The sequence below is a fragment of the Klebsiella sp. 141251 genome, from assembly GCF_050600725.1.
Classification (GTDB): Bacteria; Pseudomonadota; Gammaproteobacteria; order Enterobacterales; family Enterobacteriaceae; genus Klebsiella; species Klebsiella aerogenes.
The window spans coordinates 1-20,963 of record NZ_JAQIRG010000013.1 but is presented as its reverse complement, the minus strand read 5'-3'; the positions used below and the strand labels follow the sequence as shown (position 1 = coordinate 20,963).

The following is a 20,963-nucleotide window of genomic DNA, read 5'->3' as shown; positions in this document are numbered from 1 at the left end:
CGTTGAAGATTAACTGTAGCGGGAAAGAAGAGGTTTGACTATGAACAAACCGGAAACGATTCAAGACATCTCAGGCGCAAAAACGACCAAAGCCGCATATCTGCGGCTTTGGTGAAATGGCAGATCCCTTAAAATCAGACCAATGCGGTTTCCAACATATTCTTTCTGCGGTTGATGCGTTTAACCAGCATCACCGAAACGAACGCGCCGGCGCAAGCGAAGCAGGCCATGATGCCAAAGACTATCTTGTACCCCACCAGACCCGGATTGAGATCGAGAATGTAGCCGTACAGGCTGTAGCAAAACATCGCCGGTGCATAGCCAATGAAGCTCCCCAGCGCCATCGCCGCGCCCGTCTGGTTTTCAGCGATTTTCGCTTCCCCAATCGGGGCAAAAAACACGGCTCGTTGCGTAAAAACAATTGCGCCGAACCCGAGAGTACACACCATACCCAGATAGACCGGCATACTTTCGTGCGGTAACAGAATTAACGCGACTAAAGCCATCGTACTGATACAGAAGGTATAAAAGAGATATTTACTTGGCGATTTGAGGATCTTATCGGCAATTAAACCGCCAATTGGACCACCGATCATTTTTAAACAGTACTGGTTAATAATGCCGTAGGCGCCAACCAGGGCTACCGGCAGCATGTAGATGTTCTTCAGGAACGGGATAAAGAAGGTGAGTCCACAGTAAACGGCGTAAACAAAGAACACATTGAAGGCAATCAGCCAGATAGTTTTGTCTTTCAGCACCGAAGAGATGCTGGTTTGTTGCTTTGTGGCGCCTTCATCAGCGGCGGGCGTCGGCTCATCCTTTTGCTTAAGCATGAAAAACAGCAAGATGCCTACAACAATGACAATAATGGCATAGAACCAAATGCCGGCTTTAAAACCCAGTAAGCCACTGCCAAACCAGGTGAAAATAGCTAATGCGGAAAATGCGATAACGGTATCGACAATTCCGCGCCCCGTTTCGAAGAAGCCAAATAAGCGCCCCTGCTGTTCGCTATTCCCTAACCGACTCACCGATTTTAACAATACCGGCCAGTTCATCATGTCGCAGGTGACGCCAAATAATGCCCAGACAAATAGAATGCCCCAATAGCCAGGCATCGTTGTCAGATAGATACCTAATAATCCCGTCGCTATCAGTGAAAATGACATGGTGTAGCGACGCGGAAGTTTATCAGCAAAGTAAATTGACAAGAAAAAACCGATGGTTGTCACTACAGAGTTTACTGACATGGCATTACCAATCTGACCGTTGGTCAAATGAAAATAATCCTGCATCGGTATATAAAATGCGTCTTTTAATGAAGGCAGTTTATAAATGGTACCACCACAAAGCGTTAACAGGCTAAATATAGCCCATTTCTTTCTTGTGAGCATAAGATCCCCTGATGACTTAACATCATTTTATTTAAGGACATGGAACATGTCGCCATTCTAAAAAATAGCGATCATAAATACCAAATGTAATTAAAAGTTAGCGTGCAAGAACTTTCAGTGCATCATTTTTTATATCGCGTAAAGTGTCCATGACAAAATTTAACTGGGCGATCGCATCCTGTTTTTCTTTATCCAGCCGGGTTTCAAGTTGCGTTGTATCAGGCAGAGGCGTTTCGCTCATTTGTCGCCACGGGATCCACGGGTTATCGCCTTCAGTCGCAAAGCGGAAAGGTGGCGCGTAATAATCAACTTCTTCTTCCAGTCCGTACGCCATCACCTGTGGTTGCTCCTGGCCCAGACAAATTAACTCAGTCAGCAGCGCCTTAAACGGCATATCACCCAGACCTGAGTTACAGGCCCGGTGCCCAAGCCCGCCGTTTTCCGCAATGATACAGGCATCTTTAATGTGTACCTGAGTGACATAGGGTGACATCACTGCCAACGCCTCAAGCGGTCGCTCATTAGCATTGATCATATTGGCAAAATCAAACAGCAGCGATAGCGACGGCATCTCGCTTTGTTTAACCAGATTGACCAACTCGGCGCTTTTTAAATCTTCATGTTGTTCAATGGTAAAAGTAAGTCCAGATTGGCTATATGTCTCTTTAATATATTGAATATCAGCCGTAATTCTTGCTAAAACTTCTTGTAAAGGCCCTTCGTAACGAGGATAAAAACGAACGGAGGTTGCCCCGGTCTTTAATGCGATAGCGACGGCTTGATCGATGGTCTCTTTATCGGAGGCGCTGGTTTCTATATGGATATCCAACCGTAACGCTTTTGCCTGCTCGCCAAAAGCGGCCAATTGCATATTATCCATACAGCTAAGAGAGTAACGCTCGCCATCGAGGACATGAATTTTCACACCTTTTAAATGATGGCTATTCGCAATTTTCAGTAAATCAGCCGGTAAAATTCTCTCCAGCCGCATATTCAGGTGATATGCATAAGCATGAAGATAAAGAGGAATATTATCAATGCGAGAAAGGATCTTCTCAGCGTTATCTTTAGTGAGCATAAAATACCTACAAGTTAATAAAGAGATCCACAGCCTCAAATCGCCAATACTCGAGATCTATTTGCACGATATTACCTGCACTATCGGCACGATGTTTTTCTATCAGAATAGCGGGCATACCAGCAGAGCCGCCAATGAATTTACTTACATCGCCGGGCATTCTTACTGGCCTGAAGGCTAATTTTTTAATAACAACATTTTTATGATAATTATTCTCCCAAACGGAAGAAAAAGATTGGTTCTTTAGCCTGGTAATAAACTCCGGCGCAACATTCGGGTTGATAAACGTTTCATGATAAAAAACTTTATGTCCTTCTAATGCCCCCCAGCCGGTTATCAGATATAAATCATGCGCAGGACAGGTGGCCACAAGAGCTTCTGCGACGTCGGGATACTCCGTCGTCCGTACCTTTTCGATAAAACCCCACGACGGTTCTCTGCCCTGTTCAATCGCTGCCCGCTGAAAGCTGGCGGAAAGCTCCGGGCTATAGTTAAAACGCGGCTGGGCGACAAACCAGCCTTTACGGTCTTTACGAAATATTCTTGATTCCGCCTCCAGGCTGAGCAGCGCCTGGCGCAGGGTCATACGCTTGATACCGAGCAACTCGCCCAGCTCGCGCTCGGACGGCAATTTTCCACCCGATACCGTCAGCCCCTGTTTTAACCACAGGTCCAGTTTCTCTTTCGCATTTTCCACAGTGGATAGGTTATTCGTCATTGTTTAATCCATTTGGTTTAAACCAGATAACTCATCTTACTCTTGAGCAAAAAAAGAAAGCAATTGCTGTCGCAAGCTTTAAGAATAATTGTGACCGAGCTCTCTCCCGGAGCGACACTGGCGCCACCCAGGTGATAAGCATGAGGAACAGGCATAAAAAAACCCCGCCGGAGAGGCGAGGTTTGAAGGGTAGCAAGAAGAGTAATTACTCTTCTTTTGCACCGCGCATAGCGCGTTTACGGTCGTTCTCGGTCAGGTGACGTTTACGGATACGGATAGACGTCGGAGTAACTTCTACCAGTTCGTCGTCATCGATGAACTCCAGAGCTTGCTCCAGGGTCATCTTAACCGGCGGAACCAGAACCGTTGCTTCGTCAGTACCGGACGCACGCATGTTAGTCAGTTTCTTACCGGTCAGGCAGTTTACCGTCAGGTCATTAGAACGGCTGTGAATACCGATAATTTGACCTTCGTAAACTTCAGCGCCGTGGCCGAGGAACAGCTTACCGCGATCCTGCAGGCCGAACAGTGCGAACGCAACCGCTTTACCCTGACCGTTAGAGATCAGTACGCCGTTGTTACGCTGGCCCACTTCGCCCGGACGAACGTCGTCGTAGTGGCTGAAGGTGGAGTACAGCAGACCGGTACCGGAAGTCATGGTCATGAACTCTGAACGGAAGCCGATCAGACCACGGCTTGGGATCACGTAGTCGAGACGTACGCGGCCTTTGCCGTCTGGATTCATGTTTTTCAGGTCGCCTTTACGCTCACCCAGCGCCTGCATGACAGAACCCTGGTGCTGCTCTTCGACGTCCAGCGTCACGTTCTCGAACGGCTCTTGTTTACGGCCATCGATTTCGCGGAAGATAACTTTCGGACGGGAAACCGCCATCTCGAAACCTTCACGACGCATGTTTTCAATCAGAACGGACAGGTGCAGTTCACCACGACCAGAAACGCGGAACGCATCGGCGTCTTCGGTTTCTTCAACGCGCAGCGCAACGTTGTGCACCAGCTCTTTGTTCAGACGGTCCAGGATCTGGCGAGAGGTAACGAACTTACCTTCTTTACCGCAGAACGGAGAGGTGTTGACGTTGAAGAACATAGATACGGTCGGCTCATCGACAGACAGCGCCGGCAGCGCTTCGACGTTCTGCGGGTCGCAGATGGTGTCGGAGATGTTCAGCTCGCCCAGACCGGTGATCGCGATGATGTCGCCGGCTTCGGCTACGTCGCTCTCGATACGCTCGAGACCCAGGTGAGTCAGTACTTTACCAACTTTACCGTTACGGGTTTTCCCTTCGCTATCGATGATAGTGATCTGCTGGTTCGGCTTCACTTTACCGCGCTTGATGCGACCAATGCCGATTACGCCAACGTAGTTGTTGTAGTCGAGCTGGGAGATTTGCATCTGCAGCGGACCGTCAAGGTCAACGTCCGGCGCCGGTACACGGTCAACAATCGCCTGGTACAGCGGGGTCATGTCGTCAGCCATGTCTTCGTGGTCCAGACCCGCGATACCGTTCAGCGCGGAAGCGTAAACGATCGGGAAGTCCAGCTGTTCGTCGGTCGCGTCGAGGTTAACGAACAGGTCGAATACCTGGTCGACAACCCAATCCGGACGCGCGCCCGGACGGTCAACTTTGTTGATGACCACGATCGGCTTCAGACCGTGAGCAAACGCTTTTTTGGTAACAAAGCGCGTCTGCGGCATCGGGCCATCAAAGGCATCAACCACCAGCAGCACAGAGTCAACCATGGACATAACACGCTCAACTTCACCTCCGAAGTCGGCGTGCCCTGGGGTATCAACGATGTTGATACGGTAATCATTCCATTTGATTGCAGTGTTTTTAGCGAGGATGGTAATCCCACGCTCTTTCTCCAAATCGTTGGAGTCCATCACACGTTCTTGTGCTTCAGTACGTGCGTCGAACGTACCGGATTGCTGTAGCAGCTTATCAACCAGGGTAGTTTTACCATGGTCGACGTGCGCGATGATGGCGATATTACGCAGATTTTCGATCACAACTTTGCCTCAGGCATTAGAAATAGCGCGTTATTGTACACGTATTAAGCGAAGGACTGAACAGGATCACAAAGATCCTCCGCAAACAAGTATTGCAGAGTTTGTTTGTGATCGCTTTCACGGAGCGATAAAAGGGCACCGTAATAAAAATTGCACCAAAATGGTGCTCAATGTTCACATCGAGGCACTATTTTGGTGCATTATCTCCATCATGGTGCAGTCCTTTTGCACTATGGTGCGCATGATACAGCGTTTTACCGTACTTTTAAAAGTTGGCACAGATTTCGCTTTATATTTTTTAAGGCAACAACGCCACTTTTAAGTAGTAAGAAGTTCGTTACCACGACGACAATGACCAATCCGGGAGAGTTTAAGTATGTCCGCTGAACACGTTTTGACGATGCTGAACGAGCACGAAGTGAAGTTTGTCGATCTGCGCTTCACCGATACCAAAGGTAAAGAACAGCACGTCACGATTCCTTCCCATCAGGTAAATGCCGAATTCTTTGAAGAAGGCAAAATGTTTGATGGCTCCTCGATTGGCGGTTGGAAAGGTATTAACGAATCCGACATGGTCCTGATGCCGGATGCCACCACGGCGCTGATCGACCCGTTCTACGAAGAACCTACGCTGATCATCCGCTGCGATATCCTGGAACCCGGCACCCTGCAGGGCTACGACCGCGACCCGCGCTCTATCGCCAAGCGCGCTGAAGAATACCTGCGCGCCACCGGCATCGCCGACACCGTTCTGTTCGGGCCAGAACCAGAATTCTTCCTGTTCGACGACATCCGCTTTGGCGCATCCATCTCTGGTTCCCACGTGGCCATTGACGATATCGAAGGCGCATGGAACTCTTCTACCAAATACGAAGGCGGCAACAAAGGCCACCGTCCGGGCGTGAAAGGTGGTTACTTCCCGGTTCCGCCGGTAGACTCCTCTCAGGACATCCGTTCTACCATGTGTATGATCATGGAAGAGATGGGCCTGGTTGTTGAAGCTCACCACCACGAAGTGGCAACTGCAGGTCAGAACGAAATCGCCACCCGCTTCAACACCATGACCAAAAAAGCGGACGAAATTCAGATCTACAAATACGTTGTACACAACGTCGCTCACCGTTTCGGTAAAACCGCGACCTTCATGCCAAAACCAATGTTTGGCGATAACGGTTCCGGCATGCACTGCCACATGTCCCTGTCCAAGAACGGCGTAAACCTGTTCTCCGGCGACAAATACGCGGGCCTGTCTGAGCAAGCGCTGCACTACATCGGCGGTGTTATTAAGCACGCTAAAGCGATCAACGCCCTGGCGAACCCGACCACCAACTCCTACAAGCGTCTGGTCCCGGGTTACGAAGCGCCGGTCATGCTGGCTTACTCCGCCCGTAACCGCTCTGCTTCCATCCGTATTCCAGTGGTCGCCTCTCCGAAAGCGCGTCGTATCGAAGTGCGCTTCCCGGACCCGGCAGCCAACCCGTACCTGTGCTTTGCCGCGCTGCTGATGGCCGGCCTCGACGGTATTAAAAACAAAATCCATCCTGGCGATGCGATGGACAAAAACCTGTACGATCTGCCGCCGGAAGAAGCGAAAGAAATCCCGCAGGTTGCAGGTTCTCTGGAAGAAGCCCTGCAGGCTCTGGATGCAGACCGCGAGTTCCTGACCGCAGGCGGCGTCTTCACTGACGAAGCTATCGATGCTTACATCGCCCTGCGCATTGAAGAAAACGACCGCGTACGTATGACTCCGCACCCGGTTGAGTTCGAACTGTACTACAGCGTCTGATTTTGCTGTAAATCCATGGTGTTCCCGTGTTGTGGCACGGGATACCAGGGATGTTTTGTTGCCGTGGAAACTTTCAGCCCATCTCAGGATGGGCTTTTTTCACCAGCAACACGCTGATCTCTCGCGCTTTTTACCAATAAAAAGCTATACTGCACTAAAATAGTGCAACCATTTCAGGAGACTGTCAGATGGCAACAGGCACACAGCCCGATGCTGGGCAGATCCTCAACTCGCTGATCCACAGTATCTTATTAGTCGATGACGACCTCGCGGTGCATTATGCCAACCCGGCAGCCCAGCAGTTACTGGCGCAAAGCTCGCGTAAATTATTCGGTACGCCACTGCCAGAATTGCTGAGCTATTTTTCGTTAAACATTGGCCTGATGCAGGAGAGCCTGCAGGCGGGTCAGGGCTTCACGGATAACGAAGTGACGCTGGTGATTGACGGCCGCTCGCACATTCTCTCCCTCACCGCTCAGCGCCTGCCTGAAGGCTATATCCTGCTTGAGATGTCGCCGATGGATAATCAGCGTCGTTTGAGCCAGGAACAGCTGCAGCATGCTCAGCAGGTGGCGGCGCGCGATTTAGTGCGCGGTCTGGCGCATGAGATTAAAAACCCGCTCGGCGGCCTGCGCGGCGCGGCGCAGCTATTGAGTAAAGCGCTACCGGATCCCGCGCTGATGGAATATACCCAGGTGATTATTGAACAGGCCGACAGGTTACGTAACCTGGTCGATCGCCTGCTGGGGCCGCAGCATCCCGGTATGCACATCACGGAAAGCATTCATAAAGTCGCGGAGCGCGTGGTGGCGCTGGTCTCCATGGAGCTGCCGGATAACGTCAAATTGATCCGCGATTACGACCCGAGCCTGCCTGAGCTGGCCCACGACCCGGAACAAATCGAGCAAGTGCTGCTGAATATCGTGCGCAACGCGCTGCAGGCCCTGGGGCCCGAGGGCGGCGAAATCATCCTGCGCACCCGAACCGCCTTTCAGCTCACGCTCCACGGCGTACGTTACCGTCTGGCGGCGCGTATCGACGTGGAAGATAACGGGCCCGGTATCCCGCCCCATCTGCAGGATACGCTGTTTTACCCCATGGTCAGCGGCCGCGAAGGCGGTACCGGTCTTGGGCTTTCCATCGCCCGCAGTCTTATCGATCAGCACTCCGGCAAAATTGAATTTACCAGTTGGCCAGGCCATACCGAGTTCTCGGTATACCTGCCTATTCGGAAATAGAGGTGTTTATGCAACGAGGGATAGCCTGGGTAGTCGATGACGATAGCTCCATCCGTTGGGTGCTTGAACGCGCACTCACCGGAGCGGGTTTAAGCTGCACCACGTTTGAGAGCGGCAATGAGGTGCTTGATGCCCTCACTACCAAAACGCCGGACGTTTTACTTTCCGACATTCGCATGCCTGGGATGGACGGCCTGGCGCTGTTAAAGCAGATTAAACAACGCCATCCGATGCTTCCGGTCATCATTATGACCGCGCATTCGGATCTCGATGCCGCCGTCAGCGCCTATCAGCAGGGGGCCTTTGATTACCTGCCGAAACCTTTTGATATTGATGAGGCTGTCGCGCTGGTTGACCGTGCGATTAGCCATTATCAGGAGCAGCAGCAGCCGCGTAATACGCCGGTCAGCAGCCCGACGGCCGATATTATTGGCGAAGCGCCGGCGATGCAGGATGTGTTTCGCATCATTGGCCGACTGTCACGCTCCTCAATCAGCGTACTGATCAACGGCGAATCAGGTACCGGTAAAGAGCTGGTCGCCCACGCGCTGCATCGTCACAGTCCACGCGCCAAATCGCCGTTTATCGCCCTTAACATGGCGGCCATTCCGAAAGATTTGATTGAATCGGAACTGTTCGGCCATGAAAAAGGAGCTTTTACCGGCGCCAATACCGTCCGTCAGGGGCGTTTTGAGCAGGCCGATGGCGGTACGCTGTTCCTTGATGAAATTGGCGATATGCCGCTGGATGTTCAGACGCGACTGCTGCGCGTGCTGGCTGACGGTCAATTTTATCGCGTTGGCGGTTATGCACCGGTGAAAGTCGATGTGCGGATTATTGCCGCTACCCACCAGAACCTTGAGCTACGCGTGCAGGAAGGAAAATTCCGTGAAGATTTGTTCCATCGCCTGAACGTGATTCGCGTACATTTGCCGCCGCTGCGCGAACGCCGGGAAGATATTCCGCGCCTGGCGCGCCACTTCCTGCAGATTGCCGCCCGCGAACTGGGCGTCGAAGCCAAGCAGCTGCATCCGGAAACGGAAGCGGCGCTGACGCGGTTGGCCTGGCCCGGTAACGTACGCCAGCTGGAGAACACCTGTCGCTGGCTAACGGTGATGGCAGCAGGCCAGGAGGTATTGACCCAGGATCTGCCGTCCGAGCTGTTCGAAACGTCGATTCCCGATAGCCCAACGCAGATCCAACCGGATAGCTGGGCGACGCTGCTGGGGCAATGGGCTGACCGCGCCCTGCGTTCCGGTCATCAAAACCTGCTATCAGAAGCGCAGCCGGAGATGGAGCGTGCATTGCTCACCACCGCGCTGCGTCATACGCAAGGGCATAAGCAGGAAGCCGCTCGCCTGCTGGGCTGGGGGCGAAATACGTTAACGCGGAAGCTAAAAGAGCTGGGAATGGAATAACACCGGTCTTAGTGGCGAAATGAACGCCCGGTGAGCTGGCTCACCGGGATTCGCTTAAATAACGCGAGAGAACTGCTGCAGGCGCGCTTTCTGCCGCAGATAGGCATCGAAGCACATACAGATGTTACGAATCAACAGACGGCCTTTTGCCGTGACCTGTATTCCTTTTTCATCCACATCCACCAGCCCGTCTTTCGCCAGCGGCGCCAGCAATTTCATATCTTCGGCAAAGTAATCGTTGAAGATAAGATCCCACTGCGTTTCAACCGCCGCGAACTCAAGACGGAAGTTGCAAATCAGGGCCTTAATGACATCCCGGCGGATACAATCATCGCGGGTTAACGCAATGCCCCGCCACAGCGCGGTACCGCTTTCATCGACCTGTTGGTAATACTGTTTCAGCTCTTTCTGGTTCTGCGCGTAGCAGTCGCCAATCATACTGATCGCCGACACGCCCATTCCGAGCAGGTCGGTATCGCCCTGGGTGGTGTATCCCTGGAAGTTGCGGTGCAGCACGCCTTCGCGCTGGGCAATCGCCAGTTCATCGTCCGGCCGGGCAAAGTGGTCCATGCCGATAAACTGATAGCCAGCGTCGGTAAGCGAAGCGATGGTTTCCTGCAGGATATCCAGTTTCTGCTCTGCGCTCGGTAAATCCGCGTCTTTAATTTTGCGCTGCGCAGCGAATAACGTTGGCAGATGCGCGTAGTTAAAGACGCTCAGACGGTCCGGGTTGAGTTCAGCCACTTTCTGCAGCGTGAAGGCAAAGCTTTCCGGCGTTTGCTTCGGCAGACCGTAAATCAAATCGATGTTGGTCGATGTGAAGCCAATCTCACGCGCATGACGCAGCAGCGCAAAGATGAATTTTTCATCTTGTTCACGGTTCACCAGGCGCTGTACTTCTTTATTGAAATCCTGCACCCCCATGCTCAGACGGTTGAACCCTGCGGATCGTAAATGATCCAGTACATCCAGTTCAATTTCACGCGGATCAACCTCAATTGAGATTTCCGCATCGGCGTTGAAGTTAAAGTGGTCGCGCAGCAGATTCATCAAGCGGCTGATTTGCGCTTTGTTGAGATAGGTTGGCGTACCGCCGCCCCAGTGCAGCTGGCTAACCTGACGGCCGGCAAAAAGCGGCGCGCGGTGAATAATTTCCTGCTCAAGGACATCAAGATACTGATCGGCCTTATGCTGCTGACGGGTGACAATCTTATTACAGCCGCAGAAATAGCAGAGCTTATGGCAGAACGGGATATGGACGTACAGCGACAGCGGGCGCTGCGTGTAGCGGGCGACGGCGGCGGCAAAATCAGCAGCGCCGAACGCCGGAGAAAACTCCAGCGCGGTGGGATACGAGGTATATCGCGGCCCGGAATAGTTATATTTCTGGATAAGGGCCAGATCCCAGTCGATTAACTGCTCAGACATGCTCACTCCTTCCGATGATGCCGCCGACGGGTACGTCGTGCCGGCCCAACCGCACCTCGGGTCATGAGCCGGTTGCGCAGCCATTTTTGACGCCGCGACAACCGTCTTAGTTTAACGAATAACCACAGCAGATAACATATAACCAGAAGGGTTATAAGCAGGACTGGGAATCCGATGGGATGCAAACGTTAGTTTCCACCCTTCAGCAGACGCATCATATCTTCCTGACGCTCTTCTTCTTCCTCGTCCTCGTCGTCATCATAGGAGAGGCCAAGCTGCTGCATCAGCGCGTCAATACGATCCAGTTTGGCATCGACCCATGCCTGCTCTTCAGCATTCAGGGTACCGCCCTCTTCCAGACGTTCCAGCAGCGCGTCCAGGCGCTCATCATTCTCCAGCAAATCCAGCTCAGCCTGCGGTGAAAGCATAGGTTTCTCGCTCTTCGGTTTGTGCTGCTTAACGGCCGGGGTGCTTTCTGTCACGCCCAGCGGGATCGGTTTTTTGCTGCCAATACGTGGGTCCTGCTGCTGGCTGCGACCTTTGCTTGCTGAAGCAGCATCGCCGCCGCTGGCACGGCTGCCTGCGGCATGGCCGCGGTGTTTTTTCTGACGTTTACGGTCGCGTGCTTCCTGGTTCAACTCTTCACGCGACTTACCACGTGCTTTACCGCGCGATGCGGATGCCGGTTTTTTCATGATGTGTGATCTTCAGACAGTTTTCTTCAGTATAGAATTGAGGCGGAATCTAGCAGAAAGCAAGCAAAGAAAAAAGGCGACAGATTAATCTGTCGCCTTTTTCCGCACTCACAACCCTTAACGGGTTTCCACTTTCCATGTCAGCTATCGACTTACCCTGTCTTTCCCTTAGCTTCCAACGGTCCTTGTTCTATCCCTTTCCCTTTTAAAACGTCTCCAGACGTTTGTCATCCTGACAATCCTGGTCTTCGCCTCCTGGCGCTCCTGACCCCTCGTCCTGAGTCGTAATCCTCTGGCTTCCTCGCCTTTGCCCACTACTTTACCGTTTTGCCGGAAATCGACAACCACCTGTAGGATGAAAAGATAGCTTAAGGATATGGAGTTTCCTGTAACAGCATGATTTAACGGTGATCTATGAATTTGACGTCAGGTTTTTCTCACAAATTTCGTATAGTCCTTATGGGCAATGTCTCACAAAGTGTATGGTTTTTACTTACAGTAACGGCGTGCGGTAAAAACAGCCTTTTTCTGCCTTTCAGGTATAATCCCCGCCATAGCCTGATTTTACGGAGACGACAGTCTTGACCAACTGGAATTATCAACAGACGCATTTTGTTACGAGCGCGCCTGATATCCGCCATCTTCCATCCGATACCGGAATCGAAGTGGCATTCGCTGGCCGCTCAAATGCGGGCAAATCCAGCGCCCTTAATACGCTGACTAACCAGAAAAGCCTGGCGCGTACGTCAAAAACGCCGGGTCGTACCCAGCTTATCAACCTGTTTGAGGTTGCGGAAGGTAAACGCCTGGTCGACTTGCCGGGTTATGGCTACGCGCAGGTGCCGGAAGAGATGAAAATCAAATGGCAGAAAGCGCTGGGTGAGTATCTTGAAAAACGTCTGTGCCTGAAAGGCCTGGTGGTATTGATGGATATTCGTCATCCGCTGAAAGATCTCGATCAGCAGATGATCGAGTGGGCGGTAGAAAGCGATATTCAGGTGCTGGTGCTGCTAACCAAAGCCGATAAGCTCGCCAGCGGCGCGCGTAAAGCGCAGGTCAATATGGTGCGTGAAGCGGTACTGGCCTTCAATGGCGATATCCAGGTTGAACCTTTCTCTTCGCTGAAAAAATCTGGCGTGGATAAGTTGCGTCAGAAGCTGGATAGCTGGTTTAACGAAATCCCGCCGCAAGAAGCCGCCGAAGACGCAGAGTAACCCCCGCTTTTTCCGGATAATGGCGCCCAGCGCCCTATCCGGACGTTCATTTTGCGCTGTTGTCAGCACGTAAAACTTTTCTTTCGCGCAATAAAAAACGCCCCGGTCATAAATGACCGGGGCGGCTAAAATATTCAGCCAAATCCGATTACGTGAAGTAAAAGGTCTGAAAGATAGAACATCTTACCTCTGTACCCTACGCGAATAACTTTACTCTTCTTTCGGTTATGGATAAAGCACTTTTTGTAGTTTTTTTTCACTATTTACATAACAAATTCAAATGACCATCACAAAAATCTATAAGTTATGTTGCTTACTTACAAAAAAGAGCCTTACAGATTGCCCACTTAGTGCGCTTGATCCCAGTTTTCGCCGCTACCGACTTCCACTAATAACGGCACGGCCAGGGTGGTACTGTTTTCCATTAACTCATGCACCTTCTTCGATACGCTGTCCAGATCGTCTTTGTGCACTTCAAACACCAGTTCATCGTGCACCTGCATGATCATCCGCACGCGCGGTTTTTCGCTCAGCAGCCAGTCATCAACGGCAATCATCGCCCGCTTAATAATATCCGCCGCCGTTCCCTGCATCGGAGCGTTGATAGCCGCTCGTTCCGCGCCCGCGCGGCGGGCGCCATTGCTGGATTTGATATCCGGCAGGTACAGACGGCGCCCTTCCAGCGTTTCGACATAGCCCTGCCCTTTCGCCTGCGCGCGGGTACGTTCCATATAGTCCAGTACGCCCGGATAGCGCTCGAAATAGAGGTCCATATACTTCTGCGCTTCTTTACGCGGAATATTCAGCTGACGCGCCAGCCCAAATGCGCTCATGCCGTAAATCAGGCCGAAGTTAATCGCCTTCGCGCTACGGCGCTGTTCATTACTGACGCTTTCCAGCGGTAGGCCAAACACCTCTGCCGCGGTGGCGCGGTGAATATCCTTACCTTCCGCAAAAGCCTTCAGCAGCCCTTCATCGCGCGACAGGTGCGCCATGATGCGCAGCTCAATCTGCGAATAGTCGGCAGACACAATCAGGTAATCCTCAGGCGCAATAAACGCCTGACGAATGCGGCGACCTTCGTCATTACGCACCGGAATGTTCTGCAGGTTAGGATCGGTCGAAGAGAGCCGCCCGGTCGCCGTTACCGCCTGATGATACGAGGTATGAACACGGCCGGTTTTTGGGTTAATCATCAGCGGCAGCTTATCGGTATAAGTCGATTTCAGCTTCGCCAGCCCGCGATACTCGAGGATCACCTTCGGCAGCGGATAATCCAGCGCCAGTTCCTCCAGCACCTCTTCAGAAGTCGACGGCGCGCCGCCTGGCGTTTTCTTCAGCGGCTTGATGCCCTGCTTTTCAAACAGGATGGTTTGTAACTGTTTGGTAGAAGAGAGGTTGAACTCCTCACCGGCAATCTCATGGGCGCGTTGTTCCAGCTCAACCAGACGCTTCGCGATCTCCTGCGAATGCGCATGTAGCACCGCCGGATCGATCTTCACGCCGTTGCGCTCAACCCGCGACAGCACCGGCACCAGCGGCATCTCGATATTTTTAAAGATATTCAGCGGGCCTTCATGCTGCTGCAGCTGCGGCCACATCTTCAGATGCAGTTGCAGCGTCACGTCAGCATCCTCCGCGGCGTAACGACCGGCCTCTTCCAGGGCGATCTGATTGAAGGTAAGCTGATTTTTTCCCTTACCGGCAATCTCTTCAAAGGTGATGGTTTTGTGTTTCAACCAGCGATCGGACAGGCTATCCATATCATGTCGACCCGCGACGCTGTCGAGGGTGTAGGATTCCAGCATGGTGTCGAAGGCAATACCACGCAGTTCAATGTCGTAGTTGGCCAGGATGCCGCGATCGTACTTCAGGTTTTGCCCTACTTTTAGCACCTTGTCATCTTCCAGCAGCGGCTTGAGCAGCTCCAGCACGCGTTCACGTGGGATCTGATCCGGCGCGTCGAGATAATCATGGGCCACCGGCACATAAGCCGCGACGCCAGGCTCAATCGCGAATGACAGACCAACCATATTGGCGGAAATGTTATCGAGGCTATCCGTTTCGGTATCAAAAGCGAATAGCGGCGCTTTCTTCAGTTTGGCAATCCATTCAACCAGCGTCGCTTCATCCAGGATCGTCACATAGTGCTCGGCAGAGAGCGTCGCGGCGACCTCTTCTTCCACAATCACCGCAGCTTCAGCTGGTTTCGCCGCTGGTTTAGCGCCTTTCCCCTGTAGCCATTTGCCGGATTCGACATCGGTGATCCAACGTTTGAATTCATATTGCTTAAACAACGCCAGCAGCTCATCTGCCGCTGGCTGCGCAACTAACAGCTCTTCGCAGCCGAGATCCAGCTCCACATCGGTTTTTATTGTGGCGAGTTGATAAGAGAGGTAGGCCACCTCTTTGTTCTGCTCCAGCTTCGCCGCCATTGTTTTCGCGCCGCGGAAGGTCAGCCCGGCGATTTTTTCTGGTTCCGCATAGAGCGCATCCAGACCGCCCAATCCCTGCAGTAGCGCCTGCGCCGTTTTTTCCCCAACGCCCGGGACGCCAGGTATGTTATCTGAGGAGTCGCCCATCAGCGCCAGGAAATCAATAATCAGTTCCGGCGGTACGCCGTACTTATTCACGACCTCTTCCGGGCCGAGAATAGTGTTGGTCATGGTGTTGATTAAGGTAATGCCCGGCGTCACCAGCTGAGCCATATCTTTATCGCCGGTGCTGATCAGTACCGGACGGCCCACTTTTTCCGCTTCGCGAGCCAGCGTGCCGATAACGTCATCCGCTTCAACGCCAGGCACCGCCATCAGCGGCAGCCCCATCGCCTTCACCATCTTGTGCAGAGGTTCGATCTGCGCGCGTAGATCGTCCGGCATCGGCGGACGATGTGATTTGTAGTGCTCAAACAATTCGTCACGGAAGGTTTTCCCTTTGGCATCAAATACCACGACGGCATGCGTCGGCTGATACTGCAGGATCAGGCTACGCAGCATATTCAGCACGCCGTACATTGCGCCGGTAGGCTCCCCTGCGCTATTGGTTAGCGGCGGGAAGGCGTGGTAAGCCCGGTATAGATAAGAGGAGCCGTCGACGAGGATGAGAGGGTTTTCTGGGATCTGAACCATAATTTCCGTGCCTGTTTATCAGATTATGGGTAAAGGATGCCACAGACGGGCATGAAATCCTGAATTTTTCCCGCATTTAGCCGAAAAGATTCATCGCAGAGGTGAATCGCTGCACAATATTATCTGTGGATAACTTTGTGCATAGTTTTATCGCCTCAGCCAAAAAAGCCTAAACCATGTAACAAAGAATCTTATAAATCATTATATATCAATGCATTAATTATGCACCCAAGGCTATATATGCTTCATGATGACTCAATGTTCCATGTGGATATAAGATTCGCGTTTTTTTCTGTTCTGGTAAGACCCGTTATTTGCCGCGTTTTCTGGTAAAATCAGCCCCTTGCGCGGTTTAAGAACGTTCTTTGCCGGCCTAACTTTCTGAATAAACTAACTATGTCGAGATTACTCGCTGCGATAACACTCCCGCTGAGTATCGCCCTTACCATCTTAGTCACCATTATCTGTTCCGTGCCGATTATCATCGCCGGGCTGATTAAACTGCTGGTACCTATCCCGGCGGTTTGGCGTTCTATTTCTGTTTTTTGCAATTTCATGATGTATTGCTGGTGCGAAGGACTGGCGCTGTTGCTGCATCTCAACCCATGGTTGAAATGGGATGTTCAGGGGCTGGAAGGGCTGAATAAAAAGAACTGGTATCTGCTTATCAGCAATCATCACAGCTGGGCGGATATCGTGGTACTTTGCGTCCTGTTTCGCAAACATATCCCAATGAACAAGTATTTCCTCAAGCAGCAGTTGGCCTGGGTACCATTTATCGGCCTGGCCTGCTGGGCGCTTGATATGCCTTTTATGCGCCGTTATTCGCGCGGCTACTTACTGCGCCACCCGGAACGCCGCGGTAAAGACGTCGAAACGACTCGCCGCTCTTGTGAAAAATTCCGTTCTCATCCGACTACCATCGTCAATTTCGTCGAAGGCTCAAGGTTTACCGCAGAAAAGAAGCGCGAGACGCGCTCGCCTTACCACAACCTGCTGCCGCCTAAAGCTGCGGGCATAGCGATGGCGTTAAACGTCCTCGGCGCACAGTTCGATAAGCTACTGAACGTTACGCTGTGCTATCCGGACAATAATACCAGGCCGTTTTACGATATGTTAAGCGGTCGCCTGACGCGTATCGTGGTACGTATTAATCTGGTGCCGATTGGCGAGGAATTACACGGTGATTACGTCAATGATAAAAACTTTAAGCGTGGTTTCCAGCGCTGGCTGAATGGGCTTTGGGAAGAAAAAGATCGTCAGCTCACTGACATTATGCAGGGTAACGAAAAGTCGTAACTATTTAGTCGATAAAAAAAGCCGGTCAGTGACCGGCATTTTTTTTATTTCTTTTCAACCAGTTGTTTCACAGTATCTGCGTACTGAGAAACAAACGCGTCCATGTTGCTGGTATCCATACCCTGCGGGTTCAGCTGGTATTTACCATTAACAAACATCGCCGGAACGCCCTGCAGCTGTAAATCGGCTGCGGCTTTCTCTTGCTGTGCGACCAGAGACTTCACCACAAAGCTGTTCCATGCCGCGTCGTAATCTTCACCTTTAACGCCCGCATCAACGAAGACTTTACGGATGTCGGCAGTGGACTGAACGGTTTGAGTTTTCTGTACCGCTTCAAACATCGGCGCGGTAATTTTATCTTCAACGCCCAGCGCGATCGCCACAGCCCACGCCTGGGTCAGGTCTTTACCCAACGGGCCCAGGAATTCAACGTGATACTTGGTCATTTTGGTGCCTTCCGGCAGTTTCTGACGTACGTTGTCGGAAACGTGCAGCACTTCTTCAAACTGATAGCAGTGCGGGCAGTAGAATGAGAAGAACTCAAGGACCTGAGGTTCGCCTGCAACCGGCTTATCAAGGGTGGTGTACTGCTTGCCGTCGGTGATCTGGGCAGCGGATGCACTGAAAGCCAGAATCATACCAGCCAGCGCCAGCCAAATTTTTTTCATGATTATTTCTCTCCTGATATATCACATTAATACATTGGCGTTAACTGAAGAGGGGGTTCCTGCAGAACCTTCACCTGCTCAAGAAATGTTGCAGTCTGCCCGCGCCAATAATCTTCCCCGGTTAACCATGGGAAATTTATAGGGAAAGCAGGATCGTCCCAACGCCTGAGCAGCCACGCCAGATAATAAACTAAACGCATGGCGCGTAAAGGTTCGATGAGAGCGATTTCGTCCGTGTTGAAGGGACTGAATTCTTCATAGGCCTCAATGATGGTCTCCAGCTGCATGCGCTGTTCGGCTTTATCGCCATTCAGCAGCATCCAGAGATCCTGTACTGCCGGGCCGGTGCGGGCATCATCTAAATCAACAAACAGCGGCCCATCGCGCCACAGGATATTGCCGGCGTGGCAGTCGCCATGCAGACGAAGCGTATCCGCACGCCCGTGCCACTGCGACCGGACGGCATCGATGAGTTTATCAGCCGCACCCAGGAAATCAGCCTTCAGGCCAGATGGAATAAGCGTCGCCTGTTCAAATACCTGGCGTGGTTCCAACAGATATTCTTGTACGCCAATTTCCGGACGCGCATTAAAACGCTGCTTACGACCGGTCTGGTGCAGGCGGCCAAGATAGCGCCCGACCCATTCTATTTGGTCAAGATTATCTGCTTCGAACTGGCGGCCGCCGAGGCTTGGGAAGACGGCAAAGAAGAATCCCTGATGTTGATGTAGCGTGCTGTCGTTAAATAAGAGCGGCGCGGCAACGGGCACTTCATCCTCTACGAGCTGAAGCGCAAACTGGTGTTCTTCGAGGATCTGTTCTGCAGACCAGCGTTCAGGACGATAGAACTTCACCACGTAGCGGCGGCGATCTTCGTCCTGAAACTGGTAAACACGGTTCTCATAGCTATTAAGCGGAGTCAGACCGGAGTCGACCCGCATTCCCAGATCGAATAATCCATCAATGATGGTATCCGGGTGAAGCGTCTGAAAAGTAAAAGCCTTATCGTGCATCCTGACATCCGATAATCGTACGAATGCTTCAGGATATCATCTCGTAGCCGGTTTCGCGGCAGCACTTACAACCTTTTACTCTTTAATAACACCGCGCGCGCGTAGTAGTGCGGTTTTGAAATCCTCTTCATAATCTTTCTGTATACCCGGGATGACGGCCTCTTTCGATGAATCACGCATCTTCAGGTGATAAATCAGAATATCATCAGAAAGATCGGCCAGTTCACCTTTGTAACCTGCTTCAGCCGCCAGTTTCTGCAAGAATTGCATCAGGTTCAGTTCAGGTTCTTTTTGCCAGGCAGGCTGGAGAAGCTCAATTACTTCATTCAGGCGTTTACATTTCATAGTCATGCTCCTTACTCTTGATAGGGACAAGTTAACAGGGTCAATCCCACAATGAAAGAGGCGATATTAATATGCAAAGCGAGGCAATAACCGGCGTCGTGCTGGCGGGTGGAAGAGCTACGCGCATGGGCGGTGTTGATAAGGGATTGCAGCTGCTGAATGGTCGTCCTCTCTGGCGTCACGTTGCGGATACATTAGAGCCGCAGGTAGCAAGGTTAGTGATTAGCGCTAACCGTCATCTTGAGCGCTGGCATGCCAGCGGATATCCGGTATATCGCGATACGCAGAATGATTACCCAGGTCCACTGGCCGGAATGCTTGCCGTTATGCAGCAGGTAGATAGCCCCTGGTTTGTTTTTTGCCCCTGCGACACGCCGTTCATCCCCTCTTTTCTGGTCGAGCGTTTTGTACAACAGAAAGCCTCGTCATCGGTGGTTTGGGCACACGATGGCGAGCGCGATCATCCCGCCGTTGCATTAGTTCATCGTCAAATCATCCCGGAACTGGAGACTTATCTTGCTCATGGAGAACGCCGGGTGATGGTCTTTATGCGCCAGGTAGGTGGGCGCCCGGTGAATTTCAGCGATGTGAAATCAGCATTCATCAATGTGAATACGCTGGATGAGTTGCAGCAAATGCAGGAGCCATCATGATCCCCTTACTAGCGATCGCCGCATGGAGCGGTACCGGGAAAACAACATTATTAAAGCGTCTTATTCCTGAACTCTGCGCCAAAGGGTTGCGGCCGGGGTTGATTAAGCACACTCATCACGATATGGATGTCGATAAGCCGGGCAAGGATAGTTATGAGTTGCGTAAAGCTGGCGCTTCACAAACCATTGTCGCCAGTAAGCAGCGCTGGGCGCTGATGACAGAAACCCCAGATGAGGCTGAATTAGACCTTCAATGGCTGGTAAGCAGAATGGATTCGAACAAGTCGGATTTTGTTTTGGTGGAGGGTTTTAAGCATGAACCTGTGCCGAAGATCCTTCTTTTCCGGCAAAACAGCGGACATCGTGTAGAAGAGTTGGTGATTGATGAACATACGATCGCCGTGGCCAGCGATGTGCCCATCGCGACGTCACTTCCGCTGTTGGATTTAAATAATATCCCACAGATCGCGACGTTTATTGCGAGTTGGTTAGAAAAGCAATCGTAGTTTAGAGATAGGATGTTTTCCCGGAGGCGGTGTAGCCCGGGGAAGGAGCGGTAAGCGCAGCGCCACCGGGGGAGATGGCGGCGCGTCTGACCGCAAAACACCAAAACAAAAGGCCCGGTCTTCCGACTGAGCCTTTGTTTACGTTGATATGGCAGCGGCTTTCCCCGGAGGCGGTGCTGCGCACCTTTTCCGGGCTACGGAGTCTGTCGCCCCGGTAAGCGCAGCGCCACCGGGGGAGACGGCGGCGCGTCTGGCCGCAAAACACCAAAACAAAAGGCCCGGCCTTCCGACTGAGCCTTTCGTTTACGTTGCTATGGCAGCGGCTTTTCCCGGAGGCGGTGCTGCGCACCTTT

Annotated in this window: 17 protein-coding genes; 7 read left to right on the top strand and 10 right to left on the bottom strand. The window is 52.0% G+C overall.

Translation table 11 applies throughout. The annotated features are described in order from the left end of the window. Positions 1-134: 134 nt before the first annotated feature. The 4 genes from PGR09_RS22530 to typA form a co-directional block, all read right to left on the bottom strand. On the bottom strand, positions 135-1,394 hold the full coding sequence (locus tag PGR09_RS22530; RefSeq protein WP_045395264.1) for an MFS transporter: 1,260 nt from the start codon (positions 1,392-1,394) through the stop codon (positions 135-137). A 97-nt stretch (positions 1,395-1,491) separates the two neighbouring features. Continuing rightward, positions 1,492-2,472 (bottom strand): sugar phosphate isomerase/epimerase family protein, encoded by a 981-nt coding sequence (locus PGR09_RS22525; protein ID WP_047064456.1) that lies wholly within the window; start codon positions 2,470-2,472, stop codon positions 1,492-1,494. A 7-nt stretch (positions 2,473-2,479) separates the two neighbouring features. Next, positions 2,480-3,190 (bottom strand): GntR family transcriptional regulator, encoded by a 711-nt coding sequence (locus PGR09_RS22520; protein WP_380378607.1) that lies wholly within the window; start codon positions 3,188-3,190, stop codon positions 2,480-2,482. Between the two features lie 205 nt (positions 3,191-3,395). After that, positions 3,396-5,219: a ribosome-dependent GTPase TypA gene (gene typA, locus PGR09_RS22515; RefSeq protein ID WP_045378776.1), complete on the bottom strand. Its 1,824-nt coding sequence runs from the start codon at positions 5,217-5,219 to the stop codon at positions 3,396-3,398. 376 nt (positions 5,220-5,595) lie between these two features. Between typA and glnA the strand changes: the two genes are divergently transcribed. From glnA to glnG, 3 genes are all read left to right on the top strand, one after another. Beyond that, entirely contained in the window at positions 5,596-7,005 is a 1,410-nt protein-coding gene (glnA, locus tag PGR09_RS22510) for a glutamate--ammonia ligase (protein WP_015368971.1), read from the top strand. Positions 7,006-7,193: 188 nt separating this feature from the next. After that, positions 7,194-8,243: a nitrogen regulation protein NR(II) gene (gene glnL, locus PGR09_RS22505; protein WP_015368972.1), complete on the top strand. Its 1,050-nt coding sequence runs from the start codon at positions 7,194-7,196 to the stop codon at positions 8,241-8,243. An 8-nt stretch (positions 8,244-8,251) separates the two neighbouring features. Next, positions 8,252-9,661: a nitrogen regulation protein NR(I) gene (gene glnG / locus PGR09_RS22500; RefSeq protein ID WP_015368973.1), complete on the top strand. Its 1,410-nt coding sequence runs from the start codon at positions 8,252-8,254 to the stop codon at positions 9,659-9,661. Positions 9,662-9,715: 54 nt separating this feature from the next. On the opposite strand, the gene hemN is transcribed toward glnG, so the two are convergent. Further along, positions 9,716-11,089, bottom strand: coding sequence for an oxygen-independent coproporphyrinogen III oxidase (hemN, locus tag PGR09_RS22495; protein WP_430916529.1), 1,374 nt, complete (start codon positions 11,087-11,089; stop codon positions 9,716-9,718). Between the two features lie 188 nt (positions 11,090-11,277). Further along, positions 11,278-11,784, bottom strand: coding sequence for a Der GTPase-activating protein YihI (gene yihI, locus PGR09_RS22490; RefSeq protein ID WP_045395254.1), 507 nt, complete (start codon positions 11,782-11,784; stop codon positions 11,278-11,280). 581 nt (positions 11,785-12,365) lie between these two features. Between yihI and yihA the strand changes: the two genes are divergently transcribed. After that, entirely contained in the window at positions 12,366-12,998 is a 633-nt protein-coding gene (yihA, locus tag PGR09_RS22485) for a ribosome biogenesis GTP-binding protein YihA/YsxC (protein ID WP_045395252.1), read from the top strand. A 347-nt stretch (positions 12,999-13,345) separates the two neighbouring features. Here yihA and polA read toward each other — a convergent pair whose 3' ends face one another. Further along, positions 13,346-16,126 (bottom strand): DNA polymerase I, encoded by a 2,781-nt coding sequence (gene polA / locus PGR09_RS22480; protein WP_430916527.1) that lies wholly within the window; start codon positions 16,124-16,126, stop codon positions 13,346-13,348. 396 nt (positions 16,127-16,522) lie between these two features. Between polA and PGR09_RS22475 the strand changes: the two genes are divergently transcribed. Next, a complete protein-coding gene (locus PGR09_RS22475; RefSeq protein WP_047045491.1) occupies positions 16,523-17,425 on the top strand; it encodes an acyltransferase in 903 nt (300 codons plus the stop codon). Positions 17,426-17,469: 44 nt separating this feature from the next. Here the strand turns inward: PGR09_RS22475 and dsbA are convergent, their stop codons facing one another. From dsbA to PGR09_RS22460, 3 genes are all read right to left on the bottom strand, one after another. Continuing rightward, entirely contained in the window at positions 17,470-18,093 is a 624-nt protein-coding gene (dsbA, locus tag PGR09_RS22470) for a thiol:disulfide interchange protein DsbA (RefSeq protein ID WP_045395245.1), read from the bottom strand. A 26-nt stretch (positions 18,094-18,119) separates the two neighbouring features. After that, positions 18,120-19,106, bottom strand: a complete 987-nt coding sequence (locus PGR09_RS22465) for a serine/threonine protein kinase (protein ID WP_045395243.1) — start codon at positions 19,104-19,106, stop codon at positions 18,120-18,122. A 75-nt stretch (positions 19,107-19,181) separates the two neighbouring features. After that, positions 19,182-19,451, bottom strand: a complete 270-nt coding sequence (locus PGR09_RS22460; protein WP_015368982.1) for a YihD family protein — start codon at positions 19,449-19,451, stop codon at positions 19,182-19,184. 71 nt (positions 19,452-19,522) lie between these two features. Between PGR09_RS22460 and mobA the strand changes: the two genes are divergently transcribed. Continuing rightward, the gene (gene mobA, locus PGR09_RS22455; RefSeq protein ID WP_047078394.1) at positions 19,523-20,104 is read left to right on the top strand and encodes a molybdenum cofactor guanylyltransferase MobA; all 582 of its coding nucleotides are present in this window, start codon (positions 19,523-19,525) and stop codon (positions 20,102-20,104) included. Next, the gene (mobB, locus tag PGR09_RS22450; RefSeq protein ID WP_049059986.1) at positions 20,101-20,610 is read left to right on the top strand and encodes a molybdopterin-guanine dinucleotide biosynthesis protein MobB; all 510 of its coding nucleotides are present in this window, start codon (positions 20,101-20,103) and stop codon (positions 20,608-20,610) included. The genes mobA and mobB overlap by 4 nt, the downstream gene beginning before the upstream one ends. The last annotated feature ends 353 nt before the right edge of the window (positions 20,611-20,963 follow it).

Bases quoted from the DNA above. Each gene is read 5' to 3' on its own strand.
- PGR09_RS22530 (WP_045395264.1), bottom strand. From the start codon at position 1,394: ATGCTCACAAGAAAGAAATGGGCTATATTTAGCCTGTTAACGCTTTGT.
- PGR09_RS22525 (WP_047064456.1), bottom strand. From the start codon at position 2,472: ATGCTCACTAAAGATAACGCTGAGAAGATCCTTTCTCGCATTGATAAT.
- PGR09_RS22520 (WP_380378607.1), bottom strand. From the start codon at position 3,190: ATGACGAATAACCTATCCACTGTGGAAAATGCGAAAGAGAAACTGGAC.
- glnA (WP_015368971.1), top strand. From the start codon at position 5,596: ATGTCCGCTGAACACGTTTTGACGATGCTGAACGAGCACGAAGTGAAG.
- glnL (WP_015368972.1), top strand. From the start codon at position 7,194: ATGGCAACAGGCACACAGCCCGATGCTGGGCAGATCCTCAACTCGCTG.
- glnG (WP_015368973.1), top strand. From the start codon at position 8,252: ATGCAACGAGGGATAGCCTGGGTAGTCGATGACGATAGCTCCATCCGT.
- hemN (WP_430916529.1), bottom strand. From the start codon at position 11,089: ATGTCTGAGCAGTTAATCGACTGGGATCTGGCCCTTATCCAGAAATAT.
- yihI (WP_045395254.1), bottom strand. From the start codon at position 11,784: ATGAAAAAACCGGCATCCGCATCGCGCGGTAAAGCACGTGGTAAGTCG.
- polA (WP_430916527.1), bottom strand. From the start codon at position 16,126: ATGGTTCAGATCCCAGAAAACCCTCTCATCCTCGTCGACGGCTCCTCT.
- PGR09_RS22475 (WP_047045491.1), top strand. From the start codon at position 16,523: ATGTCGAGATTACTCGCTGCGATAACACTCCCGCTGAGTATCGCCCTT.
- dsbA (WP_045395245.1), bottom strand. From the start codon at position 18,093: ATGAAAAAAATTTGGCTGGCGCTGGCTGGTATGATTCTGGCTTTCAGT.
- PGR09_RS22465 (WP_045395243.1), bottom strand. From the start codon at position 19,106: ATGCACGATAAGGCTTTTACTTTTCAGACGCTTCACCCGGATACCATC.
- PGR09_RS22460 (WP_015368982.1), bottom strand. From the start codon at position 19,451: ATGAAATGTAAACGCCTGAATGAAGTAATTGAGCTTCTCCAGCCTGCC.
- mobA (WP_047078394.1), top strand. From the start codon at position 19,523: ATGCAAAGCGAGGCAATAACCGGCGTCGTGCTGGCGGGTGGAAGAGCT.
- mobB (WP_049059986.1), top strand. From the start codon at position 20,101: ATGATCCCCTTACTAGCGATCGCCGCATGGAGCGGTACCGGGAAAACA.